Genomic DNA, 23,199 nt, shown 5'->3' with positions numbered 1-23,199 from the left:
ACACCTCCTGCCATGACGAGCACGGAAGCGCGACCCGAGCGGTTGCTCGACGCGGTCGAGCGTGGTGAGGCCGCGGTGGGTACCCGTCCGGACGAGGTCGTCATCGGCCTCTCCCCTGCGTTCGGGGACTTCTTCACCAAGACCATCGTCGAGATCCCGCACGCCGAAGTGCTGCGCGAACTCCTCGCCGGCGTCGAGGAGCAGGGCGTGCTCGCACGAGTGGTCCGGTACCGCGGCGGTTCGGACCTCGCCGTGATCGCCCACTCGGCGGCGCGGCTGTCCGGCTCCGGCATCGGCGTCGGCGTGCTGTCGCGCGGCACGACGATGATCCATCAGAAGGATCTCGTCCGGCTGTCCAATCTGGAGCTGTTCCCGCAGGCGCCGCTGCTCGATCCGGAGACGTTCCGCAAGGTCGGCCGCAACGCGGCCCGCTACGCCAAGGGCGAGTCGCCCGAACCGGTGCCCGCACGCAACGACTACATGGCCCGGCCCCGCTGGCAGGCCAAGGCGGCGCTGTTGCACATCAAGGAGACCGAGTTCGTGACGCCCGGTGCACCGCCGGTCGAGCTGGACGTCCGGATCCGGCTGGCCGACGCCGGTTGACGCCGTGACACTGCTGGTCGGCGTCGACATCGGCAACTCGACCACCGAGGCGTGCCTGGCCGAGTGCGGCCCGGACGGCCCGCGCTACCTGGGCGGGGCGCTGACGTCGACGTCCGGGGTGAAGGGCACGGCCGACAACGTGCCCGGCGTGGTCAAGGTGGTGCAGGAGGCGCTGTCGGCGGCGGGGCGTGACCAGCACGAACTGGCGGCGGTGCTCGTCAACGAGGCGACACCGGTGATCAGCGGGCTGGCCATGGAAACGATCACCGAGACGGTCATCACCGAGTCGACGATGATCGGGCACAACCCGGACACGCCCGCCGGTGCGGGACTCGGCACCGGAACGACCGTCGCGTTCGCCGAGCTCGGTGCCTGCGCGCCCGGTGAGCGGGTCATCTGTGTGGCCGGCGCGGGCGTCGACTTCGAGGACGCGGCCGCCGGGATCGCCGCCGCCCGTGACCGCGGTGTCGAGGTGACCGGGGCCGTGGTGCAGGCCGACGACGCGAACCTGATCGTCAACCGGCTGCCCACCCCGATCCCGGTGGTCGACGAGGTGACGCTGGTCGAGAAGGTGCCGCTCGGTATGCCCGCCGCCGTGGAGGTGGCCGAACCGGGCAGGACGGTGCGCACGCTGTCCAACTCGTACGGCATCGCGACACTGTTCGACCTGGACCCCGACCAGACGCGCCTCGTCGCGCCCGTGGCCAGGGCGCTGGTGGGCAACCGGTCGGCCGTCGTGGTGCGCACCCCCTCGGGCGACGTCGCCGACCGCCGCATCCCGGCCGGCACGCTGACGCTCATCGGCGAGCACGCGCGCCTGCCGGTGGGCGTCGACGCCGGCGCCGAGGAGATCATGGCGACCCTGCGCCGCGTGACCCCGCTGGCCGACGCGACCGGCGAGGCGGGCACCCACGTGGGCGGGATGCTGGCCACGGTGCGCGACGCCATGGCGGAAACGCTGTCGGACACCGGCGGTGAGCAGGACGCGGCCATCCAGGACGTGCTGGCCGTCGACACCTTCGTCCCGCAGCGCGTCACCGGCGCGCTGGCGGGTGAGTTCGCGCTGGAGAACGCGGTGGCCCTGGCCGCGATGGTGCGCACGAGCCGGGCCCCGATGGAAGCACTGGCCGGCCAGCTGCGCTCCGCGCTCGACGTCGACGTCCACGTCGGCGGGGTCGAGGCGGACATGGCCGTGCTGGGCGCGCTGACCACGCCCGGAACCCGGCGACCACTGGCGGTGCTCGACCTGGGCGGCGGTTCCACCGACGCCGCACTGGCCACGGGCGACGGCGAGGTCCACTCCGTCCATCTGGCAGGCGCGGGCGACCTGGTCACCAAACTGATCGACTCCGAACTCGGGCTCGACAACCGTGACGTCGCCGAGGACATCAAGAAGAACCCACTCGCGAAGGCCGAGAGCTTCTTTCACGTGCGCATGGAGGACGGCACGGCGCGGTTCTTCGACGAACCGCTGCCCGCGGAGGCGTTCGCGCGCGTGGTCGTGCTGGGCGAGGGAGGCATGCGGCCCGTGCCGACGCGGCACCCGCTGGAGAAGGTCCGCCGGGTGCGCAGGTCGGCCAAGCACAAGGTGTTCGTCGTCAACGCGCTACGTGCGCTGGAGCGGGTCGCACCGGGCGGCAACCTGAGGGAGATCGGGTTCGTGGTGGTGCTCGGCGGTTCCGCGTTGGACTTCGAGATCCCGGACATGATCGCCGAGGCGGTGGCCGCGGCCGGGGTCGTGTGCGGCACGGGCAACGTGCGCGGCAGTGAGGGCCCGCGCAACGCCGTCGCGACCGGCCTTGTCGACGAGCACGCGGGACGCACCCGATGAGCGGGGTCGTCGACCGCCGCGGCGAACGCGAGCGCCGATCACCACCGGCCGTCGTCGCCCGGTGCGCCGGTGGAAGCGGTGTGCGCGAGCTGCTGGCCGGGCTCGAAGAGGAGGGCGTGCCGGTGCGCCTCGCCTCCGGCACCCCCACGGGCGGCGCCGCCACGTCCCCCGCGGATTCGGGGGAAGCGGCCACGGCGGTCGAACTGGCACACGCCGCGGCACGGGCATCCCCGCTGGACGTCGGCGTGGGCATCGACGTCGAGGGCCGCGTGTGCGTGCACCACGCGAAACGCCCCGCCGACCGTCCCGTGGTCACCACGGACGCCACCCGCGCCCGATGGTGCGGGCACAACGCCGCCCGGCTCGTCGTCGGACTGCCGTTGAAGGAACCACCCGAACAACTGGAGGAAACGTGGCCGCAGCATTGACACTCGCGGACGCCAAGGCCGTGCTCGAGGCCGCACTGGTCAAGGCCGAGGAGATCGGCCAGCCGATGAACGTCGCCGTGGTCGACGCGGGGGCACACCTGGTGACGTTCGCCAGGCAGGACGGCGCGATCCTGGCGAGTATCGACATCGCGACCCGCAAGGCACGCACGTCGGCGCTGCTGCGGATGACGACCGCTCAGCTCGGCGAGGCGGCCGCGCCCGGGGCGCCGTTGTACGGCGTCGAGGTGACCAACGGCGGCCTGGTGATCTTCGGCGGCGGCATCCCGCTGGAGCGCGACGGCGAGGTCATCGGCGCCATCGGCGTCAGCGCCGGCAGCGTCGAGCAGGACACGGAGGTCGCCGAGGCCGGCGTCGCAGCCCTGCCCTGACGGCGGTTCGCAAGGCTGGGCTGCCGGGACGGCCTACCGTGAGGGTATGGCGCGCGAACCACTCGACGAGGCGAGGCTGGCCGCGATGCTGGTCCACGGACCGAGACCGGCCCGTGTGGAGATCGTCGACTACCACCCGGAATGGCCACGGCGGTTCGCGCGCAGGGCCGCCGAGCTACGCGAGCTCCTGGGTGAGCGGGCGCGGCTCGTCGAGCACATCGGGTCGACGTCCGTACCGGGGCTCGCGGCCAAACCGGTGGTGGACATCGTGGTCGGCATCGACGACCCGGACGACGAGCCCGCCTACCTGCCCGAGCCGGGCCACCGCGCACTACGGGCCGGTGAGCCGGACGAGCCGGTGAACCTGCACTGCTACGCGCCCGACGACGTCGAGACCCGCCGTTACCTGGTGCTACGCGACCACCTGCGCAATCACCCCGACGACCGTGACCGCTACGCCGCCGTCAAGCGCGAACTGGCGCGCCGCGAGTGGGCGGACATGAACTACTACGCCGAGGCGAAAGGCCCGGTCATCCGGGAGATCCTCGGCCGTGCGGGCTGGATCGAGCCGTAGCTGTCGGACCGTAGCCGTCGCGGTGTCGTCTCAGCCCTCGGCCGGGCTGCTGGTGAGGTAGGTGGCGGCCATGTCCTCGTCGCCGTGGTCGGCGACGCCTTCGCCGAAGCGATGCCGGATGGTGCGCAGCATCGGCAGGTCGAGTCCGGCCTCGTCGGCTGCGTCGTCGATGAGGCGCGCGTCCTTGGCCGCCAGTGCGAGTTTCATCGACGGCTCGAAGTTGCGGGCGATCATCATGGCGCCCTTGGCCTGCAGGTACGGCAGGTCGAGCGGGCCGCCGGCGACGGAGTCGAGGAACAGCTGCGGGTCCACGTCGAGGCCTTCGGCGAGCGCGACCGTTTCGGCCGTCGCCTCGACGAGCGACATCACCCAGGCATTGGCGACGAGTTTCAGCCTGCTGCCCGCGCCTGCCTCACCGACCCAGATCGTCTTCTTCCCGATCGCGTCGAACACGGCGTCGGCGCGTTCATGCACGTCGTCCGGCCCCGAGGCGAGCACGACGAGGTCGCCGCTTTCCGCGGGCGCCTTCGTCCCGAGCACCGGGGCGTCGACGAACGTCACGTCGTGCGCTGCGGCCAGTTCGGCGAGTCGTCGGGTGCCGTCGACACCGACCGTGCTGGTCTGCAGCCACAGCGCGTCGTCGGCAAGGGCGTCCAGCTCGCCGCCCAGCGCCTCGATGACGGCGCCGGTGTCGGCGAGCATCGTCACGACCACGTCGGCGCCGGTCACCGCGGCGGCCACGTCGTCGGTCACGACCACACCGTCGTCCGCTGACAACGGCTCCGTCTTCTCACGCGAACGGTTCCACGCGCGCACCGCGAAGCCCGCGTGCGTGAGGTTGCGCGCCATGGGCAGGCCCATCAGTCCACCTGCGCCGAGGAAGGCCACGGTCGCGGCGCCCGCCTCGGCGTTCGTGGCGCCGGTCTGCTTCGTGTCGGCCACGGGCTCGTCCTTCCACCTGCGACGACGCCACCGGATCGGGCACCGTCACTGTTCGTACTGCTGCCCTCCATGGTCGGTGATGGACGGCGTGCGCGCCTGCCGAGAAGACCGAGCCGTTGACCTCAACCTTGGTCGAGATCTTACGTTCGGCCCATGACACTCACTTTGACAACGGCCGAAGTGGACTACCTCCGCTCGCAGCGCATCGGAAGGCTGGCGAGGAGTCGATTCCGGCGGCGCGCCGCAGAACAACCCGGTGGGATACCGGATCGACCGGAACAGGGGCACGATCGACATCGGCGGCTACAACCTGGCCAGGACCCGCAAGTTTCGGAACGTGCGCGGTAATCCGCACGTCTGCCTGGTCGTCGACGACCTGGCCTCGGTGGACCCGCGGTCGCCCGCGACGAGCCGCGACATCCTCCGCATCACTCCACTGTGGATCGGCAGCTGGGGGTTGGACGAGGACAACCCCGGAATACACGTCCGCAGGGCCACCGGCGAACCCGTGGCGTGAAACCGGCCCGGCACCTCACGTCCGCACTCACCGCCCGAGCGCACGGCCGGAAGGCGGGTCAGGACTCGGCGAGCCGGGCGAGCCGGTCGACGGAGGCCTGCAACTCGGCGCTGGTCGTGCCGCGCGCCCGCACGATCCGGTTCTCGTCGGTGAGCTGTGACCAGTCGTAGGTGTGGGTGACCAGCGTGGTGGCGGCGTCGACCGGCTCGAGTTCCCAGCGCCACAGGTGCCCCGGCGGTGCGTCACCGGGTTCCGAGGGCAGCCACGCGATCAGCCGCCCCTCCGCGAACTCGACCACCCGGTTCTCCCGGATGCCGCCATTGGTCAGCGTCATGATGAACACCTCGCCCACCTCACGCACCCGCTGCCCGGCGGGCGCCTCGGCGAGGTTGTCGTTGCCGTCCCAGCGCGGCTGGAGCGACGGGTCGGCGATGAGGTCGAAGATCCGCTCGGCGTCGGCGGCGACCGTCCGCTGTGCGGTGACGACGTACGGGCTCGGCGTGGTCATGTCCACGATTGTGCCGCCCGGCCCGCGCCACGGCGAGAGCCCGGCGGCCGCGGCAGGTCTCACCCCGCCAGCGCGGCGACCTCGTCGGCGCACCCCCAGGACACGGTGACGCCCACGCCGCCGTGGCCGTAGCAGTGGATCACCGGCACCGGGGAGGCGCCGTCGGGCTCGGCCCGCTCCAGCCGCACCTCGGGTCTCGCCGGGCGCAGCCCGACGCGCACGTCGAGCACCTCCGCCGTGGCCAGCGCGGGCACGAGTGCGCGGCACCGGCGGAGGATGTCACCGGTGGTGGCGTCGTCGGGGTCGAGCGACTCCTCGCCGTGTTCCTCCGTACCGCCGCACACCACGTGGTCGCCGTGGGGCAGGACGTAACTGAAGTCGTCCTCGTCGACGACCCATTCGGGCAGTCCCGGATCGGCGACGTGCACGACCTGCCCGCGGGCCGGGGTCACCGCCCGGTCGGCCACGAGATCCCGTGCGCCCAGCCCAGCGGCGTTGACGACCAGGTCGGCCTCACCCACATCGCCGAGATCACGCACGCGACGGTGCTCGATGCGAACCCCGGAGCCTGCCGCGACCTGCGCCAGCCACGCGACGTACCTGCCGGTGTCGACGAGCGGCGTGGTGAACTGCAGCGCGTCGGTCCACGGCTCGCCGAGGTCGCTGCGCCTGGTCATGCCGCCGACAGCGGCGGCCCATGCCGGCACGGGGCGTTCGACGCGGCGCAGCAATCGCCCCGGCACGAACCGCACGCCCGTTCCCGGCACCTCGGCCAGCCGACGGAACTCCTCGACGGTCACGGCCGTCCACCCGGCGCACCGGTCAGCGGGCTCGGCGTGACGCGGGTAGATCAGCCCGCCCGCGACCACCGACGTCGTCTCCCCTGGCTCCCGGTCGGTCACCACCGTCACGCGCCGGCCGCGTTCGGCCAACCGCACAGCACAGCTCAGCCCGATCACGCCGCCCCCGACGACCACGACCCGTTCGCCCATTCGTTCCTCCAGTCCGGCTGCGGCCACGCGGCGCGGGCCAGGCTATCCGCTCCTGCTGCCCTGCCGGTGTTCGTCGGCGACGGCGCCCCTGGGCCGCGGACTCACCCCCATGACGGTGCCCGATCGGCGCCGATCGCGGCATTCGTCTGCATTTCGTCCCCGATGTCGTTTATTTTCCTCCCGTCATGCGCCCGGTCACGCCACCGCGACACGCTCCGGCCGGCAACGGCGCGTTGATCAACACAACTGGGGTGAATCATGCACAAACGAAAAACCAGGTCGGCGGCTGCGGGCCTGATAACCGTGCTGGCGGTGTCGGCGACGCTCGCCACCGGAGCCACATCGGCCGCGTCGCCCGCACCACGGGCCAGCACCGGCGCCGCTCAGGCCGGGACCACCGCCGTCGGCAGCAGGACCGTGGACAGCACGGCCCTCGACAACACGGCCCTCGACAGCACGGCCCTCGACAACAGGGCGATCGGCAGCACGGCCACCGAGTCGACGTTCAAGCTCGCCGACCCGGACACGGTACGGGCGAACACCGGTCATTTCATCACCTACGGCACCAGCCGCGGCAACGCCAAGATGTGCGACGGCGCCACGCGCGGCCTCAAGGTGCCGTACCTGGTGCACGGGCACGGCAAGCGGGTCGGCATGTCGAACTGCGCGAAGGGTGACGCGCTACCCAGGCGAAACCTGCCCAACTGGGTCAACAAGAACAAGGGCATCTGGGCACCCGGCGTGGTCAAGTACAACGGCAAGTACCTGATGTACTACACGGCACAGAAGGCCGGTACCGGGCAGCGGTGCGTCGGCCTCGCATGGGCCAAGGGTGCCCGCTCCGAGTTCCGCCCCTACGGCGAGACGCTGCGGAAGGCGAAGAGGCAGGACCACCCGTGGGCGTGTCCGCGGAGCGGCCGCTGGGTGATCGACGCCAACCCGTACGTCGCGGGCGGCAGGCTCTATGTCACCTACCGCGACGACGCCGTTACCCGCGGCAAGGAGACCGGCATCTCCGCGGTGCGGGCGGGTAAGCACGGCTGGGCACGCAAGGGCTTCGCGGGCCGCCGGACCGTGATCACCAGCAAGGACATCGACTGGGACACCAAGGGCACCGGCCCCGAGCACAGCCACGTCATCGAGAACCCGGCGATGTTCAAGTGGAACGGCCGCTGGTTCATCGCCTACTCGGCGAACCGGTGGCAGACCGCGCGCTACTCCACCGGTATCGCGCGGTGCGGCACGAACCCCATCCCGCAGAACGGGTGCGCACCCATGCGCCGCGGGGTGCAACGGCCGTACTTCGGTTTCAAGGGCAAGGCCGGCATCAACCCGTGGCGCGGGCTGCCGGGCAACCACGCAGGCCCGGGCGGCATGGACGTGTTCAAGACCGCGGACGGCAGCAACCACGTGGTCTGGCACTGGCTCAAGCGGAAGAACGGCACGCGACGTCCGATCACCGGCGACCTGGTCTGGCGGGACGGCGGTTTCCGGGTGAGGTGAACCCGCTCACCGCGGCAGGGCCCGCGCCGGTGACGTCGGCGCGGGCCCGCACCGCCTGGGTACCGTGGGACGGGTGCAGATTCGCGAGTTCACCGATGCCGACTGGGACGCCGTATGGCCGATCATCCAGGAGGTCGTCAAGGCAGAGGACACCTACGCCGTCGAGCCCGACCTGACGGAGGCGCAGGCGTACGAGTTCTGGGTGGCGGGCCAGCACACGGTCGTGGCGGTCGACGACACCGGCATCCTCGGCACCGCCCACATGAGCCCGGTCCGCCCCGCGCGCGGGAGTCACATCGCGAACGCGAGTTTCATGGTGTCGAGCGCCGCGCGCGGCAAAGGTGTCGGTGAGGCGCTGGTGCGCCACGTGCTGGACCGGGCGCGCGCGGACGGCTACGCCGGGATGCAGTTCAACGCGGTCGTCGAGACGAACACGTCCGCGGTGAAGCTGTACGAGCGGCTGGGGTTCCGCATCATCGGCACGGTGCCCGGCGGGTTTGATCATCCGGTGCAGGGCCGTGTGGGCCTGCACATCATGTACATCGACCTGTGACCCCGGCGACCCGCCGTGGCCGGAGCCGGCTCACCCTGTGACGAGGTGCTTCGCGAACCGCTGCCCGATGCGATGGTGTGCCGCGTCGTCGGGGTGGAGCGCGTCGGCGAGCGGCAGTTCGTCGTGGTCGCCGGGGCCGTACAGGTCGAGACCATCCACATAGAACAGGTTCCGATCGTGGGCGGCCCGTTGTTCGACGATCCGCCGCAGCGCGTCGCGCACCACCGTCAACGTCAGCCGCCCTGCCTTGACGTCGTCCGGATCGCCCGTGGCCGCGAATCGGATCCGGCCTTCGCGGAGCGCGTCGATGTCGAACGTTCCGGGGCCCGGCGTGTCCTCGTGGATGGGGCAGTACAGCGGTGAGACCACCACCAGCGGCGTCTCAGGGTGACCGTCGCGGACCGTGTCGAGGAAGCCGTGCACGGCCGGGGTGAACGCACGTGTGCGCATGACGTCGGCGTTGACGAGGTTGATGCCGATCTCGACGCTCATCACGTCCGCGGGGGTGTCGCGCATGACGCGGGCGGCGAACGGGTCGAGCATCATGGCGCCGCTGTAGCCGAGGTTGACCAGGTCGACTCCGCCGGAGATCGCCGCGAGCGCCGCCCACGTGCTCGACGCGCTCGCCGCGTTGGACCCCTGGCTGATCGAGCTGCCGTGGTGCAGCCACACGCGGCGGCCGTCACGGGGCACCGGCCGGGCGGGCGCGTCGGCGCGCAGCTCGACGAGCTCGGCCTGTTCGTTGTGGGGCAGCCACAGTTCGACGTCCTTGACGCCCGCGGGCAGACCGGCGAACGCGAGAGTGCCGGGGGCGCCCCGTTCGACGTGCGTTTCGCCGGTCGTCATGTCGACAGTGATGACGTCGCCGCCGGTCGCCGTGGCCTGCGCGGTGAGCTCCCCGTCGACGAGCAGGTCGTAGACGCCGTCGGGCCGCGGCGGCACCCCGCGGATCATCTTGCGGGTGCGGAGCACGTCGAGCTCGATCCGGGTCGCGGAGGTCCGCAATGCGAGGCGCACCCCGGCGGGCTGGACCTCCGCCTGGGCCAGCTGGGCACCCTCGCCCTGGCCGTCGAAGCACTGCGCACGCGCCCACGCGGGCAGCCGGTGCGGCAGCACGCCGCGTTCGGTGCGTTCGAGTTCGAGGGCGCCGAGGACGAGTTCGTCGGCGATGGGGACACCGACCGGTGCGGACGTCATGTCCGCACCCTGTCACGCACAGGGCAGGCCGCGCATGCGGGTTTTTCGCCACCGGCCGCCACGCCCGTTGACACCGCCACACCCGTTGACGCCGCCACACCCGTTGATGCCGCCACCCCGATGACGCCGCCCCTCCGATGACACCGTCTTGTCCGATGCCGGAGCCTGCGCACACCGCGGCACCTCGGATCGATCGTCGGAACGGGATTGATCGCCGAAATGTCTCAATAGGCACATAATTAGTATTTGTGTCGATATTTCACCACGCTTAGCGTTTTCCGGACGACGGGGTCGGCGAGGACCCTGCCCACGACCGAGGAACCGCCCATGACTGTTGGCCAGGAACGCACCGACGACCGTCCGGTGCACGCACTCACGACCACCAAGAAGGTGGCGCTGGCCGCAGGCCCGATACTGGGTGTCGCCTGCTATCTGCTGTTGCCCGCCGAGCTGGCGGCACCGGCTCGCGCCGCCGCCGGCGTCGGCGTGCTGATGGCCACGTGGTGGATGACCGAGGCGGTGCCGATCCCTGTCACCGCCCTCCTGCCGTTGGTGCTGTTCCCGACACTGGGTGTGCTGGAAACGGGCGCCGCAGCCGCCCCGTACGCCAACCCCGTGATCTTCCTGGTCCTCGGCGGCGTTCTGCTCGGCCTCGCCACGCAGCGCTGGAACCTGCACCGGCGGATTGCGCTGCGCACCGTGCTGCTGATGGGAACCAGACCGTCACGGCTGGTGTTCGGCCTCATGCTGGCCAGTGCATTCATCTCGATGTGGGTCAGCAACACCGCGACAGCCGTCATCATGGTTCCGATCGGACTGTCCATCCTGCAGCTGGTGTCCAGCCTCGACCAGCGCGCCGCAACCGGGAAACTCGGTTCGGCGATGCTGCTCGGCGTCGCGTACGCCGTCACCATCGGTTCGATGGCGACACCGATCGGCCAGCCTCCCATGGCACTCATGAAGGCCTACCTCGGCACGACGCACGGTTTCGACCTCGGCTTCGGACAGTGGATGCTCGTCGGGGTGCCGTTCGGTGCGGTCATGCTCGGTGTGTCGTGGCTGGTGCTCACCAAACTGGTCTTCCGTTCGGAACTGGACGAGATCCCGGGCGGCCGCGGACTGATCCGGTCCGAATTGGACAAGCTGGGTCCGCTCAGCGGCCCGGAACGCAGCGTGTTGCTCGTGTTCGCCGCGGCGGCCTGCTGCTGGGTCGTGGTGCCGACCTTGGCCGAACTTCCCCTGCTGGCCTCGTGGACCTGGCTGGGCAGCATCTCCGACACCGTCGTCGCGATGGCGGCGGCGATCGCACTCTGCCTGATCCCTGCCGGGAGGCAGCACAACGGACCGTTGCTGGAATGGAGCGCGACGAGCGAGGTCCCGTGGGGTGTACTGCTGCTCTTCGGCGGTGGCCTCAGCCTGTCGACGGCGTTCTCCGAAACCGGATTCAGCGAATGGCTCGGCAACCAGGTGGCCGGCGTGCCGGTTCCTTCGGTGGTGCTACTGCTGATCGCCGTCGTCACGGTGATCCTGTTGACCGAGCTGACCAGCAACACCGCCACCGCCGCCGCCTTCTTCCCGATCATGGGATCGGTCGCCGTCGGCGTCGGCATGGACCCGCTGCTGATGACCATCGCGGTGGCGATGGCCGTGTCCTGCGCGTTCATGCTGCCGGTCGCCACGCCGTCGAACGCGGTCGCGTTCGCCACGGGAGAGCTGCCGATCAAGCACATGATCCGGGCCGGGGTGTGGATCAACCTCGCGGGCACCGCCCTGATCATGCTGACGATGCTGACGCTCGTGCCCCTCGTGTTCGGCGTGAGCCTCTGACGACCCCTGCGCTCCGCAGGCGATGCCGGCGGTTCAGCCGACGAGGGCCTGCCAGGTCACCGGCCCGCACACACCGTCGACGTAGAGCCGGTTGACACTCTGGAACGAACGGATCGCCGACACCGTGACCGGGCCACAGTCGCCGTCGACGGCCAGGCCGGCGCTGCGCATGTTCAGCGCCGTCTGGGCTGCCTTCACGTGGTTGCCGCCCGAACCGGAACGTGCCGTGGCGACGAGTTCCGCCCACGTCTTCGGGCCGACCTGACCGTCGACGTACAGCCCCTGCGACGACTGGAACGACTTCACGGCGGAGACCGACACGGGGCCGTAGTCGCCGTCGATCACCAGGTTCGTGCCGTGGTAGCGCATGAGGTACTGGATCACCTCGACCACCTCGCCCGACGCTCCGGGGTCGATGGCCGACCAGCCGCCGCCGAGGTCCACACCACGTGCGCGCATGAACGACACCGGGTCGACGATGCCGTTCAGGCCGCCGCGATGGGTTTCGAAGTGCAGATGGGGACCGGTCACGTTGCCGGTCGTGCCCATGTCGCCGATCCACTCCCCTGCCGACACCCAGGAGCCCTCGCTGACCCGGAAGCGGCTCAGGTGGCCGTAGTAGGTGTAGGTGCTGTTGCCGTGGAAGAGGATGATGCCGTTCCCGGTGCGGCCGGAGAGCACGCCCCAGCCGACCCGGTAGGCGCGACCGCCCGAGGCCGCGTAGACGGCAGTTCCCGTCGAATTGGTGACGTCCTGACCGGCGTGGGGCACGCCGCCGCGGTCGGCCCCGAAATGCCCACCCGTCGGGAAGTAGCCCTGGGCGGGGTTGCGCCAGGCGCCGTTCTTGAGCGACGCGGCCGACGCCGTGCCGGTCGCACCCAACAGCCCGAAGGCCAGTGCTCCGGCTCCCATCGCCGTGCCGGACAGTATGGCCCTTCGCGACACTCCCCGCCGCTGGTCGGGGTCGACGTCCGGGCTGCCGTCCGGCACTTCACACTGTTCACACATGTCGCTGCCCTTCGTGGCCGGTAACGATCGTCACGCTACAAATCGGACAACTCAGGCGGCACCTACGAAGGTTCGAGACCGTCCGAGGGCGGGTGAACAGTACCGGGCCGCCCGTCGAACGACGGGTCGGCCACGGTGCGCGGCGCGGGTACGGGCGGCGTCTAAGGTTTGCGGCCGACGGCGGCGGCGATGCACTGAGCCGCGGACGACAGTTCACCCACCCTGGGACCGTCGGGCCACCAGTCGTCGTTGATGACCAGGCCGGGCTCGATCAGGTCGAGACCTTCGAGCAGCTCCATGATCTCCGCTCGCGTGCGCCAGTAACCACGGCCGGTGCCGCCGGCGCCCCGCATGATCTCCTGGACGCGCATGGCGGTCTCGGTGTGCTCGTTCTCCGGGTCGAGGAAGTGCGTGAACGCGACGTAGGAACCCGACGGCAGCGCGTCGATGTAGGCGCGCATGACGTCGACGGGCGGGAGGCCGAACTCGGCGTCGTGGTGGTGCAGGGTGGCGACCTGCAACAGCCCCATCGGCCGGGAGAAGTCGAGGAACTCGCGGACCAGCTCGTTGTCGAGGACCTGCTCGGGCCGGAAGATGTCGGCGCCGAGGAGGCGGGTGTGCTCGTTCTCCTCGAGGATCGCGCGGCCGTGTGCGAGGACCACGGGGTCGTTGTCGACGTAGACCACCCGGGCCTCGTCGTTGAGCCGTTGCACGACCTCGTGCGTGTTCTCCGCGGTCGGCAGGCCGGAGCCGCAGTCGAGGAACTGGTCGAGACCCACCTTCGCGGCGAGGAACCGCGCCGCACGGATGAGGAACATCCGGTTGCTGATCGCGATCTGCCGCACCTCCGGCACGGCCTCGTCCATCCGGTGGATCAGCTCACGGTCGACCTCGTAGTTCGTCTTCCCGCCGATGGCGAAGTCGTAGGCGCGGGCGATACTCGGCGTCGTGGTGTCGATGTGCACCACGTCGGACGAGAAGGACTCGGAACGGGAAGCAGACATTCGGACCGACCTCGCTACACGGACATCACAACGGCGGGAACCTCGCCCGCGCAGCGTAGCTCACCGACGATCACGGTGGCTCGGCCTTCCGGCAAGCGGGCGTCTGCCCTGGTCGGCTGGCACCTGCACCGCGGTCCGCAGCACACCAGCGCTCCGCTCCACGTCATTCGGTCCCACTCCGCGCCGTCCCGCGCCGGCCCACGCTGCCTCACGCCGGCCCACGCTGCCTCACGCCGTCTCGTTCCGGCCCGCACCGCCGGGCATCACGCGGCGGCGGATCGGGGGCTCAGGACGGCCACGAGAAACGCGGACTCCGGGCCGAACGGCCTGAGGTCCCATGTGGACAGCGCGTGGTCGGTGTCGAATCCGGCTTCGGCGGAGTCGGCGAAGAAGTCGTCCGCCGAGTATCCGCGGTCGGTTCCGAAGCCCACGGCGACCCTGCCATCGGGCGCGACATGGTCGCGGAACCGCCGCAGAACGGTGCCGCGGGTGCTCGGCGCGGCGAACGGCATCACGTTCCCGGCACACACGATCACGTCGAAGGGCGCCGGGATCTCCCTTGCGGGCAGGTCCAGCTCGGCCAGGTCGCCGACCAGCCATTGCGGCCCGGGATAGTCCTGCTCGGCCGCGGCGATCAGCGCCGGGTCGACGTCCACTCCCACGACATCGTGCCCTGCGGCAGCCAGCGCCGCCCCGACCCGGCCCGGTCCGCATCCGGCGTCGAGGATGCGCGCACCACGCGGGGCCAGCGCGTCCACCAGCCGCGCCTCACCTGCGAGATCGTCACCCGCGCGCGCCAGCCCGCGCATCCGCTCGATGTACCAGTCGGAGTGGCCCGGGTTCTCGGCCACCTTCTGCATCCAGAGGCTCGTTTCCACCACGGTGCCATTGTCCAGCCACACGGCCCGGGAATCGCCCCCGACCCGCGGACACCGCCCTCGCGGTGGTGGGCGTCGGGAAGCAGGCGGAGCAACACGGCCTCCGGAGAACGCGACACGGTCCCCGGAGGCCGCAACACGGGATCCTATCCGCAGTGTTCGAACCCGCTGGCATACGACTTGTCGCCGACCGATCCGCCCCACTTGACGCACTGGCCCGCCGCGTACTTCTTCACCGGGCCCGCGTAGTAGCCGAAGTTGCCCTTGTCCTCGCCACGGGTGCCGTTCTGCACCTTGAGGAACGCCGACGTCGGGCTCTTCTTCCCGATCTTGGTGTTCTTGATCGTGGTGACGCAGTTCTTGCCGGTGGCGCCGTTGTACATCAGGTAGACCCGGCCGTTGCCGTTGAGCCCGTGCTGGTTGATGACCTTGAACCCGGATCCGCACACCTCGCCGGGCGTGTAGGGGTTGCCCGAACCGCCGCCACCGCCGGCGTATCGGTCGAAGGCATCCTTGGCGTACTCCACCCGCTGGTCCGTCAGGCAGTGGCCGCACACTTCGTATTTCTCGGCGAACACCTCGGTCGCCTCGCGGATCGTGGTTGCCGAGAGCAGGTCGGACTTGCCGAACCGGGAATTCACGTTCAGCTCGTGCCAGATGAATTTCAACTGGATGTTCAGTCCCCAGCGGCTCTTGTCACGGTTGTTCGCGAATGCGATGAGGTTCGTGGGGTCGGTGTCCCAGCGCCCACCGACGCTCCACTGTGCGATTCCCCTTCCGGGGCCGGGATCCTGAATCGCGCGAGGGTCGACACCGGATTCCTGTCGCAGATTACCGACCACGCCCGCTGCCTGCCGGTCCGTCAAGCCCTTGGCCGTGAAGAATTCGAACGCCCGCCGCTCGTTCTCCCGGATGACGGTCGGCGCGATTCCCTGGTTCGGGCTCATGCCACCTGCTTCGACGTCCGAGGTTTCCTGCGCCTGCGCGGGGCCGGTGACGATGGTGCCGGACGCCATCAGCAGTCCCGCCGCCGTGGCAACAGCCCGGAGCAGACCACGCGGCGATCTCCGCGCCCGCGAATATTCATTTGGCATTCATTTCTCCAGATTTTCACGAGGTCACGGCGCGCAACGCGCACGGACCTCTCCCCAGTAGAGTTCTCGTTTTCCGTGTGAGCTCGAGGCATCGCCGTCTCCCCCAGGAAACGCCACGGAACGTGCACCGCCGTTCAGCGAATTCACTCCCCGACCGGGCAGCGAAAACCGGCACCGCACCCGCCGTGCGTCGCGCTCACGCCTCAAGCGTGCAACGTCACGCGGGGCGGAAACTACCGACTTTCGGACGTCGTGCGACCGGTTTGTCCGAGCTGTCGCAGCGAAGTCCGGAACCCTGCCCACGCGGCCGAAACAGACGGCGACACTGCGAGATCTCCGACAAGAGCCGATGCCGGAACGGACCGGACGCCTTCCCGCGGGGCACCTCCTCCGTGCGTGCAAGCAACGACACTCAGGGCACGCCGCGAGGGCGACCGCTGAGTCGTGGAGCCCGTGAGTCAGTGGCGCCCGTGAGTCAGTGGCGCCCGTGAGTCAGTGGAGATCGCGGCGGGTTCGACAACACGTCACGTCCTAGAAGGGTGGGTTGTCGTCGTTCTGCCGTTTCGGGTCGGTGGTTCCTCGTGCGGTTTTGGCCGGGGCGGTTCGACGGCCTGCCGGGGCGCCGGGCGCCTGGCCGTGGCGTGCCTGGGTACCGCGTGCTTGGGCGTGGTGTGCCTGGGTGTCGCGTGCCGGGGCTCGTCGTGTGGGGGTGAGGACGGGTTCGCGGCGGCTGGTGTAGGTCGCTCCGTGTGGGGTCGTGACGCGGGTGATGCCGTGAGTCGGGTTGTAACGGGTGTTCCAGCCGGGTTGGTCTTTCAGGCGGTGGTGTCGTCGGCAGCGGGGGCCGCCGTTGGCCACCGACGTGGACCCACCACCGGCGCCGGCGGTGCCGCCCGCCACGGCCCAGGGGTGTTGGTGGTCGTGGTCGCAGTGTCGGGCGGGCCGGTGGCACCAGGGCATGACGCATTCCCGGTCCCGCACCCGCACCAGGTCACGGATCACCGCACTGGGCCGCCGCCGAGTACGACCCAGATCGACCGGCTCGCCCGTGCCGGGATCGCACAGCACGGCCCGCCAGGTGCTGCGGGCGTTGGTCATGATCTCCCGCGCGATCGGCGCCGGAATCGGTCCGTAGCCGTCCAGCTCGCACCCCTCATCAGACATCGTCAGGGCCGTATCCATCGGGACGTGCAGATAGACCATGGCCGCCGCCTCCGGCGCCGTCACGCCGACATCGCGCCCCAGTATTAGGTCGGCGGTCACGTCGGCACGTAGTTGTTCCAGGGTGCGCTGCTCGCCACCGCGGCGCAGTGACCGTGCCATCCCATCGACCCGCGAATAGCAGGCCGCCGCAACCTCCGCGGGCAGGCTCGCCTCCAACGTAGACATCGCGTGCTCGCCCGGCGTGAGTTCGACCCGACGCTCCGCGCGTGCCCGCCGTGCACGGTGGGTGTGCCCGCCGGGGTCCACCTTTTCCACGAGTCGGCGTGCGCGCTGGGCCAGGTTTCCCGGCTGCCACGCCGTCTCCGGCGCCTCCACCAGCTTGTCGGCCAGCAGACCGTCGACCTGCCGGGCCGCGTCGTCGTCGAGGGGATCGACCACGGTCAACACCCGCCGCGCCCCGTGCGCCCCGAGTTCGCCGGCGCGCATCGATGCGAGCAGCCGCGGCATCCGCCGCGTCAACGACCTCCCCTCGGCGATACGACGTTCGACCTCCCGCGTCGACACGCGCAACACCGGGGTCAACTCCTCCGCCAACCCACGATCGTCACCCACCGCCGCCGAGAGGTCGGCCAGCAACGCCAGCTCTTCAGCATCGAGACCCGCCCGCCAAACCCGCAAGCCCCGCAACTGCTCGATCCTGCCACCAACACCGCCGTCACCAACTCTGCCGTCCCCCATGTCATCCACAACACCCACGCTATCGAACTGGTGTACGAACACACCATTGCACAATGGAGTGACGTCTCAGACGAGGAGGAAATGGTGGTCGAGCCGGCCCGGCCGGTGGCATCGATCGCGCGCGAGAACGGGCCGGCCGAGCGGGCGCCGGAACTGGGTCGACGACCACCGGTGAAACGCACGCCGCCGCCGAGCCACCGTTGACGACGCCGGAGCTTCACCGTTGACGCAGCGCACGACATCGCACAGGATGAACGTCCCGATCGAGGAAGCACCGAATCCGGACGACTCACCTGTCATGGGGTGATGATATGAGTGCCCCGTCGCTGGCACGGCTCGCGGAGCATCGCGGCCGCACCATCCTGTCCGGTACCGGCGATGCCGGGCGGACGGTCGACGCCTGTACCGGCACGCTGCGGCCGCACTCCCTCACCGTGAAGGCAGGGGATTCCCACCTGTCCACCAGGTTGGTGCATGTCCGGCTGCAGGACACGTCGGTCAACCGGCTTCGCTACGGCACCGAGGTCACCGTCAGTTCCGGCGACGGTGCACTCGACGACTACCTGCTCACGCTCCCCCTGTCGGGCCACGCCACCTTCCGCTACGGCAACGACGTCGCCACCGCCACACCCGACCGCGGAGTCATCATCGGGCCCCATCGCGAGTTCGCGTTCGACTTCGACCCGACCTGGGACCAGCTGGTCGTCCGGCTCGACCGCGAGCGAGTCGAGTCGGCCGCGGCGGCGTTGACCGGCGACGTCGGGCCCGTCGACTTCGATCTCGCTCTCGCGCCGGGAGTGGCGACTCTCGACGGTCTGCTGGAATCGGCCCTGGGTCTGGCCGGGTCCGAGATCACCGACCGGCGCCCGCGACTGGTGTGGCAGTTCGAGCAGCTGATCCTCGAGACACTGCTCATGACTCAGCCGAACAACCGGGCGGCCATGACCGGCACCGGTCGGTGCGGGCCCGACTCACCACGCGTCCGGCAGGCGATGGAGTTCATGCTGGATCGGCTGAGCGAACCGCTGACCGTCACGACCGTCGCGGAGGCGTGCGGCACGAGTGTCCGGACCCTGCAGCAGACGTTCCGGCGCGAAGTCGGGTCCTCACCGCTGCAGTGGCTCAGGGAGCAGCGGCTGGAACGCGCACACGCACTGTTGACCGCCGGAGCGCCCGGGCTGTCGGTGACCGACGTCGCCTATCGCTGCGGCTTCTTCCACCTGGGCGAGTTCGGCACCGCGTTCCGCCGCCGGTACGGCACGACACCCTCGAAACTGCTGACGACACGGCGCTGACCTCCCGCACCGGGCCCTTCCCGGCACGGTGTCACTGCGCGATTCCGAGTACGGCTCGGCGTCCATCCGATATCCGTGTGCCGTGCATCACGCGAGGGTGGAGCCATGCATGTCGCCCTCCTTCAACTCGCCAGCCCGGCCGAGGAGTCCGTCGAGGACCGGATCGCCCGCGTGACCGGCATGATCGACGCCGAGCACGACCTGGCCGGCACCGATCTGCTCGTCCTTCCGGAGATGTGGACGGCCGGGTACTTCTCGTTCGAGCAGTACGCCTCCCGCGCCGAGCCGTTCGAAGGCCCCACGCTGACGGCAGCGCGCACGTGGGCACGTGCCTTCGACCTGTTCGTCCACCTCGGCAGCTTCGTGGAGGCCGGTGCCGACGGCCGACTCCACAACACCTCGGCCGTCATCGCCCCCGACGGGGCCGTCGTCACGGCCTATCGCAAGGTGCACCTGTTCGGCTACGGCTCGCGGGAATCGGAGCTGCTCACCCCCGGTGACCAGCTCGGCGTGGGTCACGTCGCCGGCCCCACCTCGGGCATCACCACGTGTTACGACCTGCGATTCCCCGAGCTGTTTCGCAGCCTCGTCGACGAAGGCGCCGAACAGCTGATCGTGTGCGCGGCCTGGCCTGCGGCCAGGCTGGAGCACTGGCGGTTGTTCACCTCGGTCCGCGCCGTCGAACAGCAGGCCACCCTGATCGCCTGCAACGCCGTCGGCCGGCAACACGACGTCGCGCTCGGCGGTCACAGTCGCGTGGTCGCGCCCACCGGCGAAGTCCTGGTGGAAGCGGGCACGGAAGAAGGCTTCACCTACGCCGAGGTCGATTCCGAACTCCCACCGGCGATGCGCGCCGAATTCTCCGCGCTCGCCGACCGCCGCTGGCCGGTGCCCATCTCGTAGCCCGCTTCGGCGCCCGCCACCGGTGCGCCGCTTCGACCCCACCTGCACCACACCCCTGCGCCATCTCATTCGCACCGTCCCGGGCCGGTTCCGGAACAGCGACCGTCCCTCCCACCCATCCCCGAACAGTCAAGGAGAGTCATGGCCAGCACAGCCACCGCGCTCCGGCTACGAACCGTCGAGGGCGAGCAGGTCGACGTGACGCCCGGCCGCCTCGTCGTCGCCGGCTACACCGGACGAGACCGCGAGGCGGTCCGGCACCACATCGTCGAACTCGCAGCCATCGGCGTCCCCGAGCCGGACAGCATCCCGGCCTTCTACGAGTTGGACACCGGCCTGTTGAGCGTGGCCGGGGACGTCGAGGTCGCCGGGGAGCAGACCTCTGGCGAGGTCGAACCCGTCCTCGTTCGCAGCAACGGGCACCACTACCTGACGGTGGGCAGCGACCACACCGACCGGGCGCTGGAACGTCACGACATCAAGGCGTCCAAGGGTGCGTGCCCGAAGCCCGTGGCCGGCACCGTCATCGACCTGGGCACCCGGCCCGAATCGCTGCCGTGGGACGAGATCACGGCCACTTGCTGGCTGGACGACGAGCTCTACCAGGACGGCACCCTCGCCCAGCTGCTCCCCATCACCAAAGTTCTCGCCGAATGGGACTCGTTCGGCTCCGACAGCGCCTCGATGGTCCTTTTCGGAGGGACGATGCCGCTGCTCGACGGCCAGTTCCGCTTCGGCCGGGAATGGCGGATGCGCCTCCACGTTCCCGGACAGCCCGCCCTCGAATGCACCTACACCACTGCCGTGAGGAAGAACTGATGCGCACCAGCACCGACTACCTGGCTTCGCTCGGCGACGGCCGTCGCGTCGTCGTGGACGGCGAGCCGGTCAAGGACGTCGCCGAACACCCCGCCTTCGCGCCGATCGCCCGGACGATCGGACGCCTCTTCGATCTGGCGGCCGACCCCGCCAACGACATGCAGACCGAGGACCCCGAGACCGGACGGGCTGTCAACCGGCTCTTCCTTCCGCCACGGGACGCCGGGGAGTTGGCGGCCTACCGGGAGGCCGCTCAGGTCTGGGCCACCGAGACGCACGGCTTCGTGGGGCGTTCTCCCGACCACGTCGGCGCGTTCCTGGCCGCGTTCTCCAGCCACCCGGAGGCATTCGCCGACGACCGGGGCCCCGGCAAGAACCTGGCCGAGAACGTCCGCGCCTTCCATCGCCGCGTTGTCGACGACGACCTGTACGTCTCGTACGCGATCATCCCGCCGCAGGTCTCCCGCGCCACCACGGCGCATGCCTGGGAAGGCGACTTCATCCAGGTGGGGGTGAAGGAGGAACGCCCCGACGGCATCGTCGTGCAGGGCGCGCAGATGCTCGCCACCGGCGGCGCCGTCGCCGACGAGATCCTGGTCTCCTGCATCAAGCCCCTGCAGGCCGAGGACGAGGACTTCGCGGTCAGCTTCACCGTCCCGGTCAACGCCGAAGGGCTGACGCTGTACTGCAGGCGGCCGTACGCGCCGGGAGCCAGCAGCGAGTACGACTACCCGCTCACGTCGCGCTACGACGAGACCGACGCGCTCCTGGTGTTCGACGAAGTCTTCATCCCCTGGGAGAACGTCTTCGTCTACAAGGACGTGCCCGGCCTCCGCCAGCAGTTCTTCGGCACCGGAGCCCACGTGCTCGGGAACTGGCAGGCGCAGATCCGATTCGCCACCAAGCTGCGTTTCCTGGCAGGGCTGGCCCGCAAGGTCGCCGAGGTCAACGGTGTCGACAAGTTCCCCGGAGTCGTGGAGAAACTCGGCGAGCTGGCCAGCCTGGTCTCCATCGTCGAATCGGGTGTGCTCGCCGCCGAGCACACCGCCGACAGCGACGACCAGGGGCTGTGCCGCCCCGGGGCACGCGCGTTGTACGGGGCCATGGGGCTGCAGTCCGAGATCCACCCGCGGGTGATCGGGATCCTGCGCGACCTCGCAGGCGGCGGCGTACTGCAACTGCCCGCGAGTGTCGAGGAGTTGCGGGGCGAGGCGACGCGAGCCCACATGGACCGCTACGTCAGCAGCCCCGGCACTCCCGCCGAGGAGCGGATCAAACTGTTCAAGCTTGTCTGGGACGCCATCGGTTCCGAATTCGCCGGCCGGCACCAGCAGTACGAACTCTTCTACGCAGGCGCTCCCTTCGTCGTGAAGGGCTACGCCTACCGCAACTACGGCTACGACCAACCGCTCGCCGAGGTCGACGAGTTCCTCGCGAGCTACAGCACCGCCGGAACGGAGACACCGCGATGAGCAAGCCCGCGATCGAGTTCACCGACATCACCGACATCGAATACACGCTGTGTCCCGGGGACGACCCGTTGATCAAGGAGCGGATCCTCGCCACCGACCCGGCGACCGGCGTCGCCACGCGGATCCTGCGCTACGAACCGGGTGCCGACTCGACACCGATCGGAGTGCAGAAGCACGAGTTCTGGGAAGAGGTCTACATCATCGAAGGGTCCTTCACCGACCTGACGCTGGGTCAGACCTTCCACGCGGGCCAGTTCGCCTGCCGCCCGCCGGGCATGCCCCACGGACCGTGGCGCTCCGAGGAGGGCGTGACCACCTACGAGGTCCGGTACCCCGCCCCGGCGGAGCAGTGAGATGCCCGCCATGACTGCGCAACTGGTCGACCCCACCACGATGCGGCAGACCATGGGGCGGTTCGCCACCGGCGTCGCCGTCATCACCACCGAGGCCGACGGCGAGCCCCACGGCATGACCATGAACTCGTTGACCTCCGTCTCGCTGGACCCGCCGTTGCTGCTGGTGTGCTTCAACCACGGCGCGCGCAGTGCCGACGCGGTCACCGACTCGGGACGCTTCGTCGTCAACCTCCTCTCGCAGCGGCAACAACCGATCGCGATGCGCTTCGCGAAGCGCGGCGAGGACCATTTCGGCGGCCTCGGCCTCGAGTACGGCGACCACCGCGTTCCGGTGGTGCCGAACGCCTTGGCACACCTCGATTGCGACGTCGACCGCATCGTCGAAGCCGGTGACCACACGGTCGTCTTCGGCAGGGTCACCGACGTGTGCGCCCGGGAAGGAGAGCCGCTCGGCTTCTATCAGGGTCGCTTCAGCGACATCACGCCCCACGGCGCCGAACCCGAGCACTGGTTCTTCTGATCACCCTCGCCCCGGGCCGGGCGCCGACGCCGCGGCCCGGGGCGGCCGGGGACCGAATCAGCCGAGCCGCACCTGCGGGATGCG

At 70.0% G+C, this 23,199-nt stretch carries 25 protein-coding genes; 16 read left to right on the top strand and 9 right to left on the bottom strand.

Annotated features, from left to right (window positions below; genetic code table 11):
• Positions 1-12: 12 nt before the first annotated feature.
• The 5 genes from LY12_RS17895 to LY12_RS17875 are packed head-to-tail and all read left to right on the top strand — an operon-like array spanning position 13 to position 3,825.
• Positions 13-603, top strand: a complete 591-nt coding sequence (locus LY12_RS17895) for a propanediol/glycerol family dehydratase medium subunit (protein ID WP_253858201.1) — start codon at positions 13-15, stop codon at positions 601-603.
• A gap of 4 nt (positions 604-607) precedes the next feature.
• Positions 608-2,434 carry a diol dehydratase reactivase subunit alpha gene (locus LY12_RS17890; RefSeq protein ID WP_253858199.1) on the top strand — a complete coding sequence of 609 codons (1,827 nt, stop codon included), beginning with the start codon at positions 608-610 and terminating at the stop codon, positions 2,432-2,434.
• The gene (locus LY12_RS17885) at positions 2,431-2,862 is read left to right on the top strand and encodes a glycerol dehydratase reactivase beta/small subunit family protein (protein WP_253858198.1); all 432 of its coding nucleotides are present in this window, start codon (positions 2,431-2,433) and stop codon (positions 2,860-2,862) included. The genes LY12_RS17890 and LY12_RS17885 overlap by 4 nt, the downstream gene beginning before the upstream one ends.
• Entirely contained in the window at positions 2,847-3,251 is a 405-nt protein-coding gene (locus LY12_RS17880; protein WP_253858197.1) for a GlcG/HbpS family heme-binding protein, read from the top strand. Before LY12_RS17885 ends, LY12_RS17880 begins: the two co-directional genes overlap by 16 nt.
• Before the next feature lie 46 nt (positions 3,252-3,297).
• A complete protein-coding gene (locus tag LY12_RS17875; protein WP_253858196.1) occupies positions 3,298-3,825 on the top strand; it encodes a GrpB family protein in 528 nt (175 codons plus the stop codon).
• A 30-nt stretch (positions 3,826-3,855) separates the two neighbouring features.
• Here the strand turns inward: LY12_RS17875 and LY12_RS17870 are convergent, their stop codons facing one another.
• Positions 3,856-4,767, bottom strand: coding sequence for an NAD(P)-dependent oxidoreductase (locus LY12_RS17870; RefSeq protein WP_253858194.1), 912 nt, complete (start codon positions 4,765-4,767; stop codon positions 3,856-3,858).
• 256 nt (positions 4,768-5,023) lie between these two features.
• Between LY12_RS17870 and LY12_RS17865 the strand changes: the two genes are divergently transcribed.
• Positions 5,024-5,284, top strand: a complete 261-nt coding sequence (locus tag LY12_RS17865; protein ID WP_253858192.1) for a PNPOx family protein — start codon at positions 5,024-5,026, stop codon at positions 5,282-5,284.
• Positions 5,285-5,342: 58 nt separating this feature from the next.
• On the opposite strand, the gene LY12_RS17860 is transcribed toward LY12_RS17865, so the two are convergent.
• Positions 5,343-5,792 carry an SRPBCC family protein gene (locus LY12_RS17860; RefSeq protein ID WP_253858190.1) on the bottom strand — a complete coding sequence of 150 codons (450 nt, stop codon included), beginning with the start codon at positions 5,790-5,792 and terminating at the stop codon, positions 5,343-5,345.
• A gap of 59 nt (positions 5,793-5,851) precedes the next feature.
• Positions 5,852-6,811, bottom strand: a complete 960-nt coding sequence (locus LY12_RS17855; RefSeq protein WP_253858188.1) for an NAD(P)/FAD-dependent oxidoreductase — start codon at positions 6,809-6,811, stop codon at positions 5,852-5,854.
• A gap of 231 nt (positions 6,812-7,042) precedes the next feature.
• Between LY12_RS17855 and LY12_RS17850 the strand changes: the two genes are divergently transcribed.
• Both LY12_RS17850 and LY12_RS17845 read left to right on the top strand, forming a co-directional pair.
• Positions 7,043-8,287: a family 43 glycosylhydrolase gene (locus tag LY12_RS17850; RefSeq protein ID WP_253858186.1), complete on the top strand. Its 1,245-nt coding sequence runs from the start codon at positions 7,043-7,045 to the stop codon at positions 8,285-8,287.
• 73 nt (positions 8,288-8,360) lie between these two features.
• On the top strand, positions 8,361-8,840 hold the full coding sequence (locus LY12_RS17845) for a GNAT family N-acetyltransferase (RefSeq protein ID WP_253858184.1): 480 nt from the start codon (positions 8,361-8,363) through the stop codon (positions 8,838-8,840).
• A 30-nt stretch (positions 8,841-8,870) separates the two neighbouring features.
• Here the strand turns inward: LY12_RS17845 and LY12_RS17840 are convergent, their stop codons facing one another.
• Positions 8,871-10,037, bottom strand: coding sequence for an SGNH/GDSL hydrolase family protein (locus LY12_RS17840; protein WP_253858182.1), 1,167 nt, complete (start codon positions 10,035-10,037; stop codon positions 8,871-8,873).
• 327 nt (positions 10,038-10,364) lie between these two features.
• Here LY12_RS17840 and LY12_RS17835 point away from each other — a divergent pair, with 327 nt between their 5' ends.
• Complete coding sequence (locus LY12_RS17835) at positions 10,365-11,864, top strand: SLC13 family permease (RefSeq protein ID WP_253858180.1); 1,500 nt, start codon at positions 10,365-10,367, stop codon at positions 11,862-11,864.
• 33 nt (positions 11,865-11,897) lie between these two features.
• Here the strand turns inward: LY12_RS17835 and LY12_RS17830 are convergent, their stop codons facing one another.
• From LY12_RS17830 to LY12_RS17810, 5 genes are all read right to left on the bottom strand, one after another.
• A complete protein-coding gene (locus LY12_RS17830; RefSeq protein WP_253858178.1) occupies positions 11,898-12,872 on the bottom strand; it encodes a peptidoglycan-binding protein in 975 nt (324 codons plus the stop codon).
• A 161-nt stretch (positions 12,873-13,033) separates the two neighbouring features.
• Positions 13,034-13,876 (bottom strand): SAM-dependent methyltransferase, encoded by an 843-nt coding sequence (locus LY12_RS17825; RefSeq protein ID WP_253858176.1) that lies wholly within the window; start codon positions 13,874-13,876, stop codon positions 13,034-13,036.
• A 263-nt stretch (positions 13,877-14,139) separates the two neighbouring features.
• Positions 14,140-14,757, bottom strand: coding sequence for a class I SAM-dependent methyltransferase (locus LY12_RS17820; protein WP_253858174.1), 618 nt, complete (start codon positions 14,755-14,757; stop codon positions 14,140-14,142).
• 143 nt (positions 14,758-14,900) lie between these two features.
• A complete protein-coding gene (locus LY12_RS17815; protein ID WP_253858172.1) occupies positions 14,901-15,770 on the bottom strand; it encodes a phage tail tip lysozyme in 870 nt (289 codons plus the stop codon).
• Positions 15,771-16,379: 609 nt separating this feature from the next.
• Positions 16,380-17,750: a DUF222 domain-containing protein gene (locus LY12_RS17810; RefSeq protein ID WP_253858890.1), complete on the bottom strand. Its 1,371-nt coding sequence runs from the start codon at positions 17,748-17,750 to the stop codon at positions 16,380-16,382.
• A 30-nt stretch (positions 17,751-17,780) separates the two neighbouring features.
• On the opposite strand from LY12_RS17810, the gene LY12_RS17805 reads away from it, so the two are divergent.
• The 7 genes from LY12_RS17805 to LY12_RS17775 all read left to right on the top strand — a co-directional run bounded on the left by LY12_RS17805 (position 17,781) and on the right by LY12_RS17775 (position 23,115).
• Positions 17,781-17,954 carry a hypothetical protein gene (locus LY12_RS17805; RefSeq protein WP_253858170.1) on the top strand — a complete coding sequence of 58 codons (174 nt, stop codon included), beginning with the start codon at positions 17,781-17,783 and terminating at the stop codon, positions 17,952-17,954.
• 107 nt (positions 17,955-18,061) lie between these two features.
• The gene (locus tag LY12_RS17800) at positions 18,062-19,045 is read left to right on the top strand and encodes an AraC family transcriptional regulator (protein ID WP_253858167.1); all 984 of its coding nucleotides are present in this window, start codon (positions 18,062-18,064) and stop codon (positions 19,043-19,045) included.
• A 105-nt stretch (positions 19,046-19,150) separates the two neighbouring features.
• Complete coding sequence (locus LY12_RS17795) at positions 19,151-19,948, top strand: nitrilase-related carbon-nitrogen hydrolase (protein WP_253858165.1); 798 nt, start codon at positions 19,151-19,153, stop codon at positions 19,946-19,948.
• Positions 19,949-20,089: 141 nt separating this feature from the next.
• Positions 20,090-20,767: a DUF2848 family protein gene (locus tag LY12_RS17790; RefSeq protein WP_253858163.1), complete on the top strand. Its 678-nt coding sequence runs from the start codon at positions 20,090-20,092 to the stop codon at positions 20,765-20,767.
• The gene (locus LY12_RS17785; protein ID WP_253858162.1) at positions 20,767-22,239 is read left to right on the top strand and encodes a 4-hydroxyphenylacetate 3-hydroxylase family protein; all 1,473 of its coding nucleotides are present in this window, start codon (positions 20,767-20,769) and stop codon (positions 22,237-22,239) included. The genes LY12_RS17790 and LY12_RS17785 overlap by 1 nt, the downstream gene beginning before the upstream one ends.
• Positions 22,236-22,592 carry a cupin domain-containing protein gene (locus LY12_RS17780; RefSeq protein ID WP_253858160.1) on the top strand — a complete coding sequence of 119 codons (357 nt, stop codon included), beginning with the start codon at positions 22,236-22,238 and terminating at the stop codon, positions 22,590-22,592. Before LY12_RS17785 ends, LY12_RS17780 begins: the two co-directional genes overlap by 4 nt.
• Before the next feature lie 10 nt (positions 22,593-22,602).
• Complete coding sequence (locus LY12_RS17775; protein ID WP_253858158.1) at positions 22,603-23,115, top strand: flavin reductase family protein; 513 nt, start codon at positions 22,603-22,605, stop codon at positions 23,113-23,115.
• The last annotated feature ends 84 nt before the right edge of the window (positions 23,116-23,199 follow it).

The sequence above is a fragment of the Prauserella alba genome (assembly GCF_024171735.1).
GTDB classification, from domain to species: Bacteria; Actinomycetota; Actinomycetes; order Mycobacteriales; family Pseudonocardiaceae; genus Prauserella; species Prauserella alba.
Note: the sequence above shows the minus strand (reverse complement) of the source record. Positions and strands in the feature narration are given on the sequence as shown.

Coding starts and splice junctions, on each gene's coding strand:
- LY12_RS17885 (WP_253858198.1), top strand. CDS start 2,431: ATGAGCGGGGTCGTCGACCGCCGCGGCGAACGCGAGCGCCGATCACCA.
- LY12_RS17790 (WP_253858163.1), top strand. CDS start 20,090: ATGGCCAGCACAGCCACCGCGCTCCGGCTACGAACCGTCGAGGGCGAG.
- LY12_RS17795 (WP_253858165.1), top strand. CDS start 19,151: ATGCATGTCGCCCTCCTTCAACTCGCCAGCCCGGCCGAGGAGTCCGTC.
- LY12_RS17815 (WP_253858172.1), bottom strand. CDS start 15,770: ATGGCGTCCGGCACCATCGTCACCGGCCCCGCGCAGGCGCAGGAAACC.
- LY12_RS17825 (WP_253858176.1), bottom strand. CDS start 13,876: ATGTCTGCTTCCCGTTCCGAGTCCTTCTCGTCCGACGTGGTGCACATC.
- LY12_RS17895 (WP_253858201.1), top strand. CDS start 13: ATGACGAGCACGGAAGCGCGACCCGAGCGGTTGCTCGACGCGGTCGAG.
- LY12_RS17840 (WP_253858182.1), bottom strand. CDS start 10,037: ATGACGTCCGCACCGGTCGGTGTCCCCATCGCCGACGAACTCGTCCTC.
- LY12_RS17875 (WP_253858196.1), top strand. CDS start 3,298: ATGGCGCGCGAACCACTCGACGAGGCGAGGCTGGCCGCGATGCTGGTC.
- LY12_RS17775 (WP_253858158.1), top strand. CDS start 22,603: ATGACTGCGCAACTGGTCGACCCCACCACGATGCGGCAGACCATGGGG.
- LY12_RS17780 (WP_253858160.1), top strand. CDS start 22,236: ATGAGCAAGCCCGCGATCGAGTTCACCGACATCACCGACATCGAATAC.
- LY12_RS17860 (WP_253858190.1), bottom strand. CDS start 5,792: ATGACCACGCCGAGCCCGTACGTCGTCACCGCACAGCGGACGGTCGCC.
- LY12_RS17835 (WP_253858180.1), top strand. CDS start 10,365: ATGACTGTTGGCCAGGAACGCACCGACGACCGTCCGGTGCACGCACTC.
- LY12_RS17830 (WP_253858178.1), bottom strand. CDS start 12,872: ATGTGTGAACAGTGTGAAGTGCCGGACGGCAGCCCGGACGTCGACCCC.
- LY12_RS17800 (WP_253858167.1), top strand. CDS start 18,062: ATGAGTGCCCCGTCGCTGGCACGGCTCGCGGAGCATCGCGGCCGCACC.
- LY12_RS17810 (WP_253858890.1), bottom strand. CDS start 17,750: ATGGGGGACGGCAGAGTTGGTGACGGCGGTGTTGGTGGCAGGATCGAG.
- LY12_RS17850 (WP_253858186.1), top strand. CDS start 7,043: ATGCACAAACGAAAAACCAGGTCGGCGGCTGCGGGCCTGATAACCGTG.
- LY12_RS17785 (WP_253858162.1), top strand. CDS start 20,767: ATGCGCACCAGCACCGACTACCTGGCTTCGCTCGGCGACGGCCGTCGC.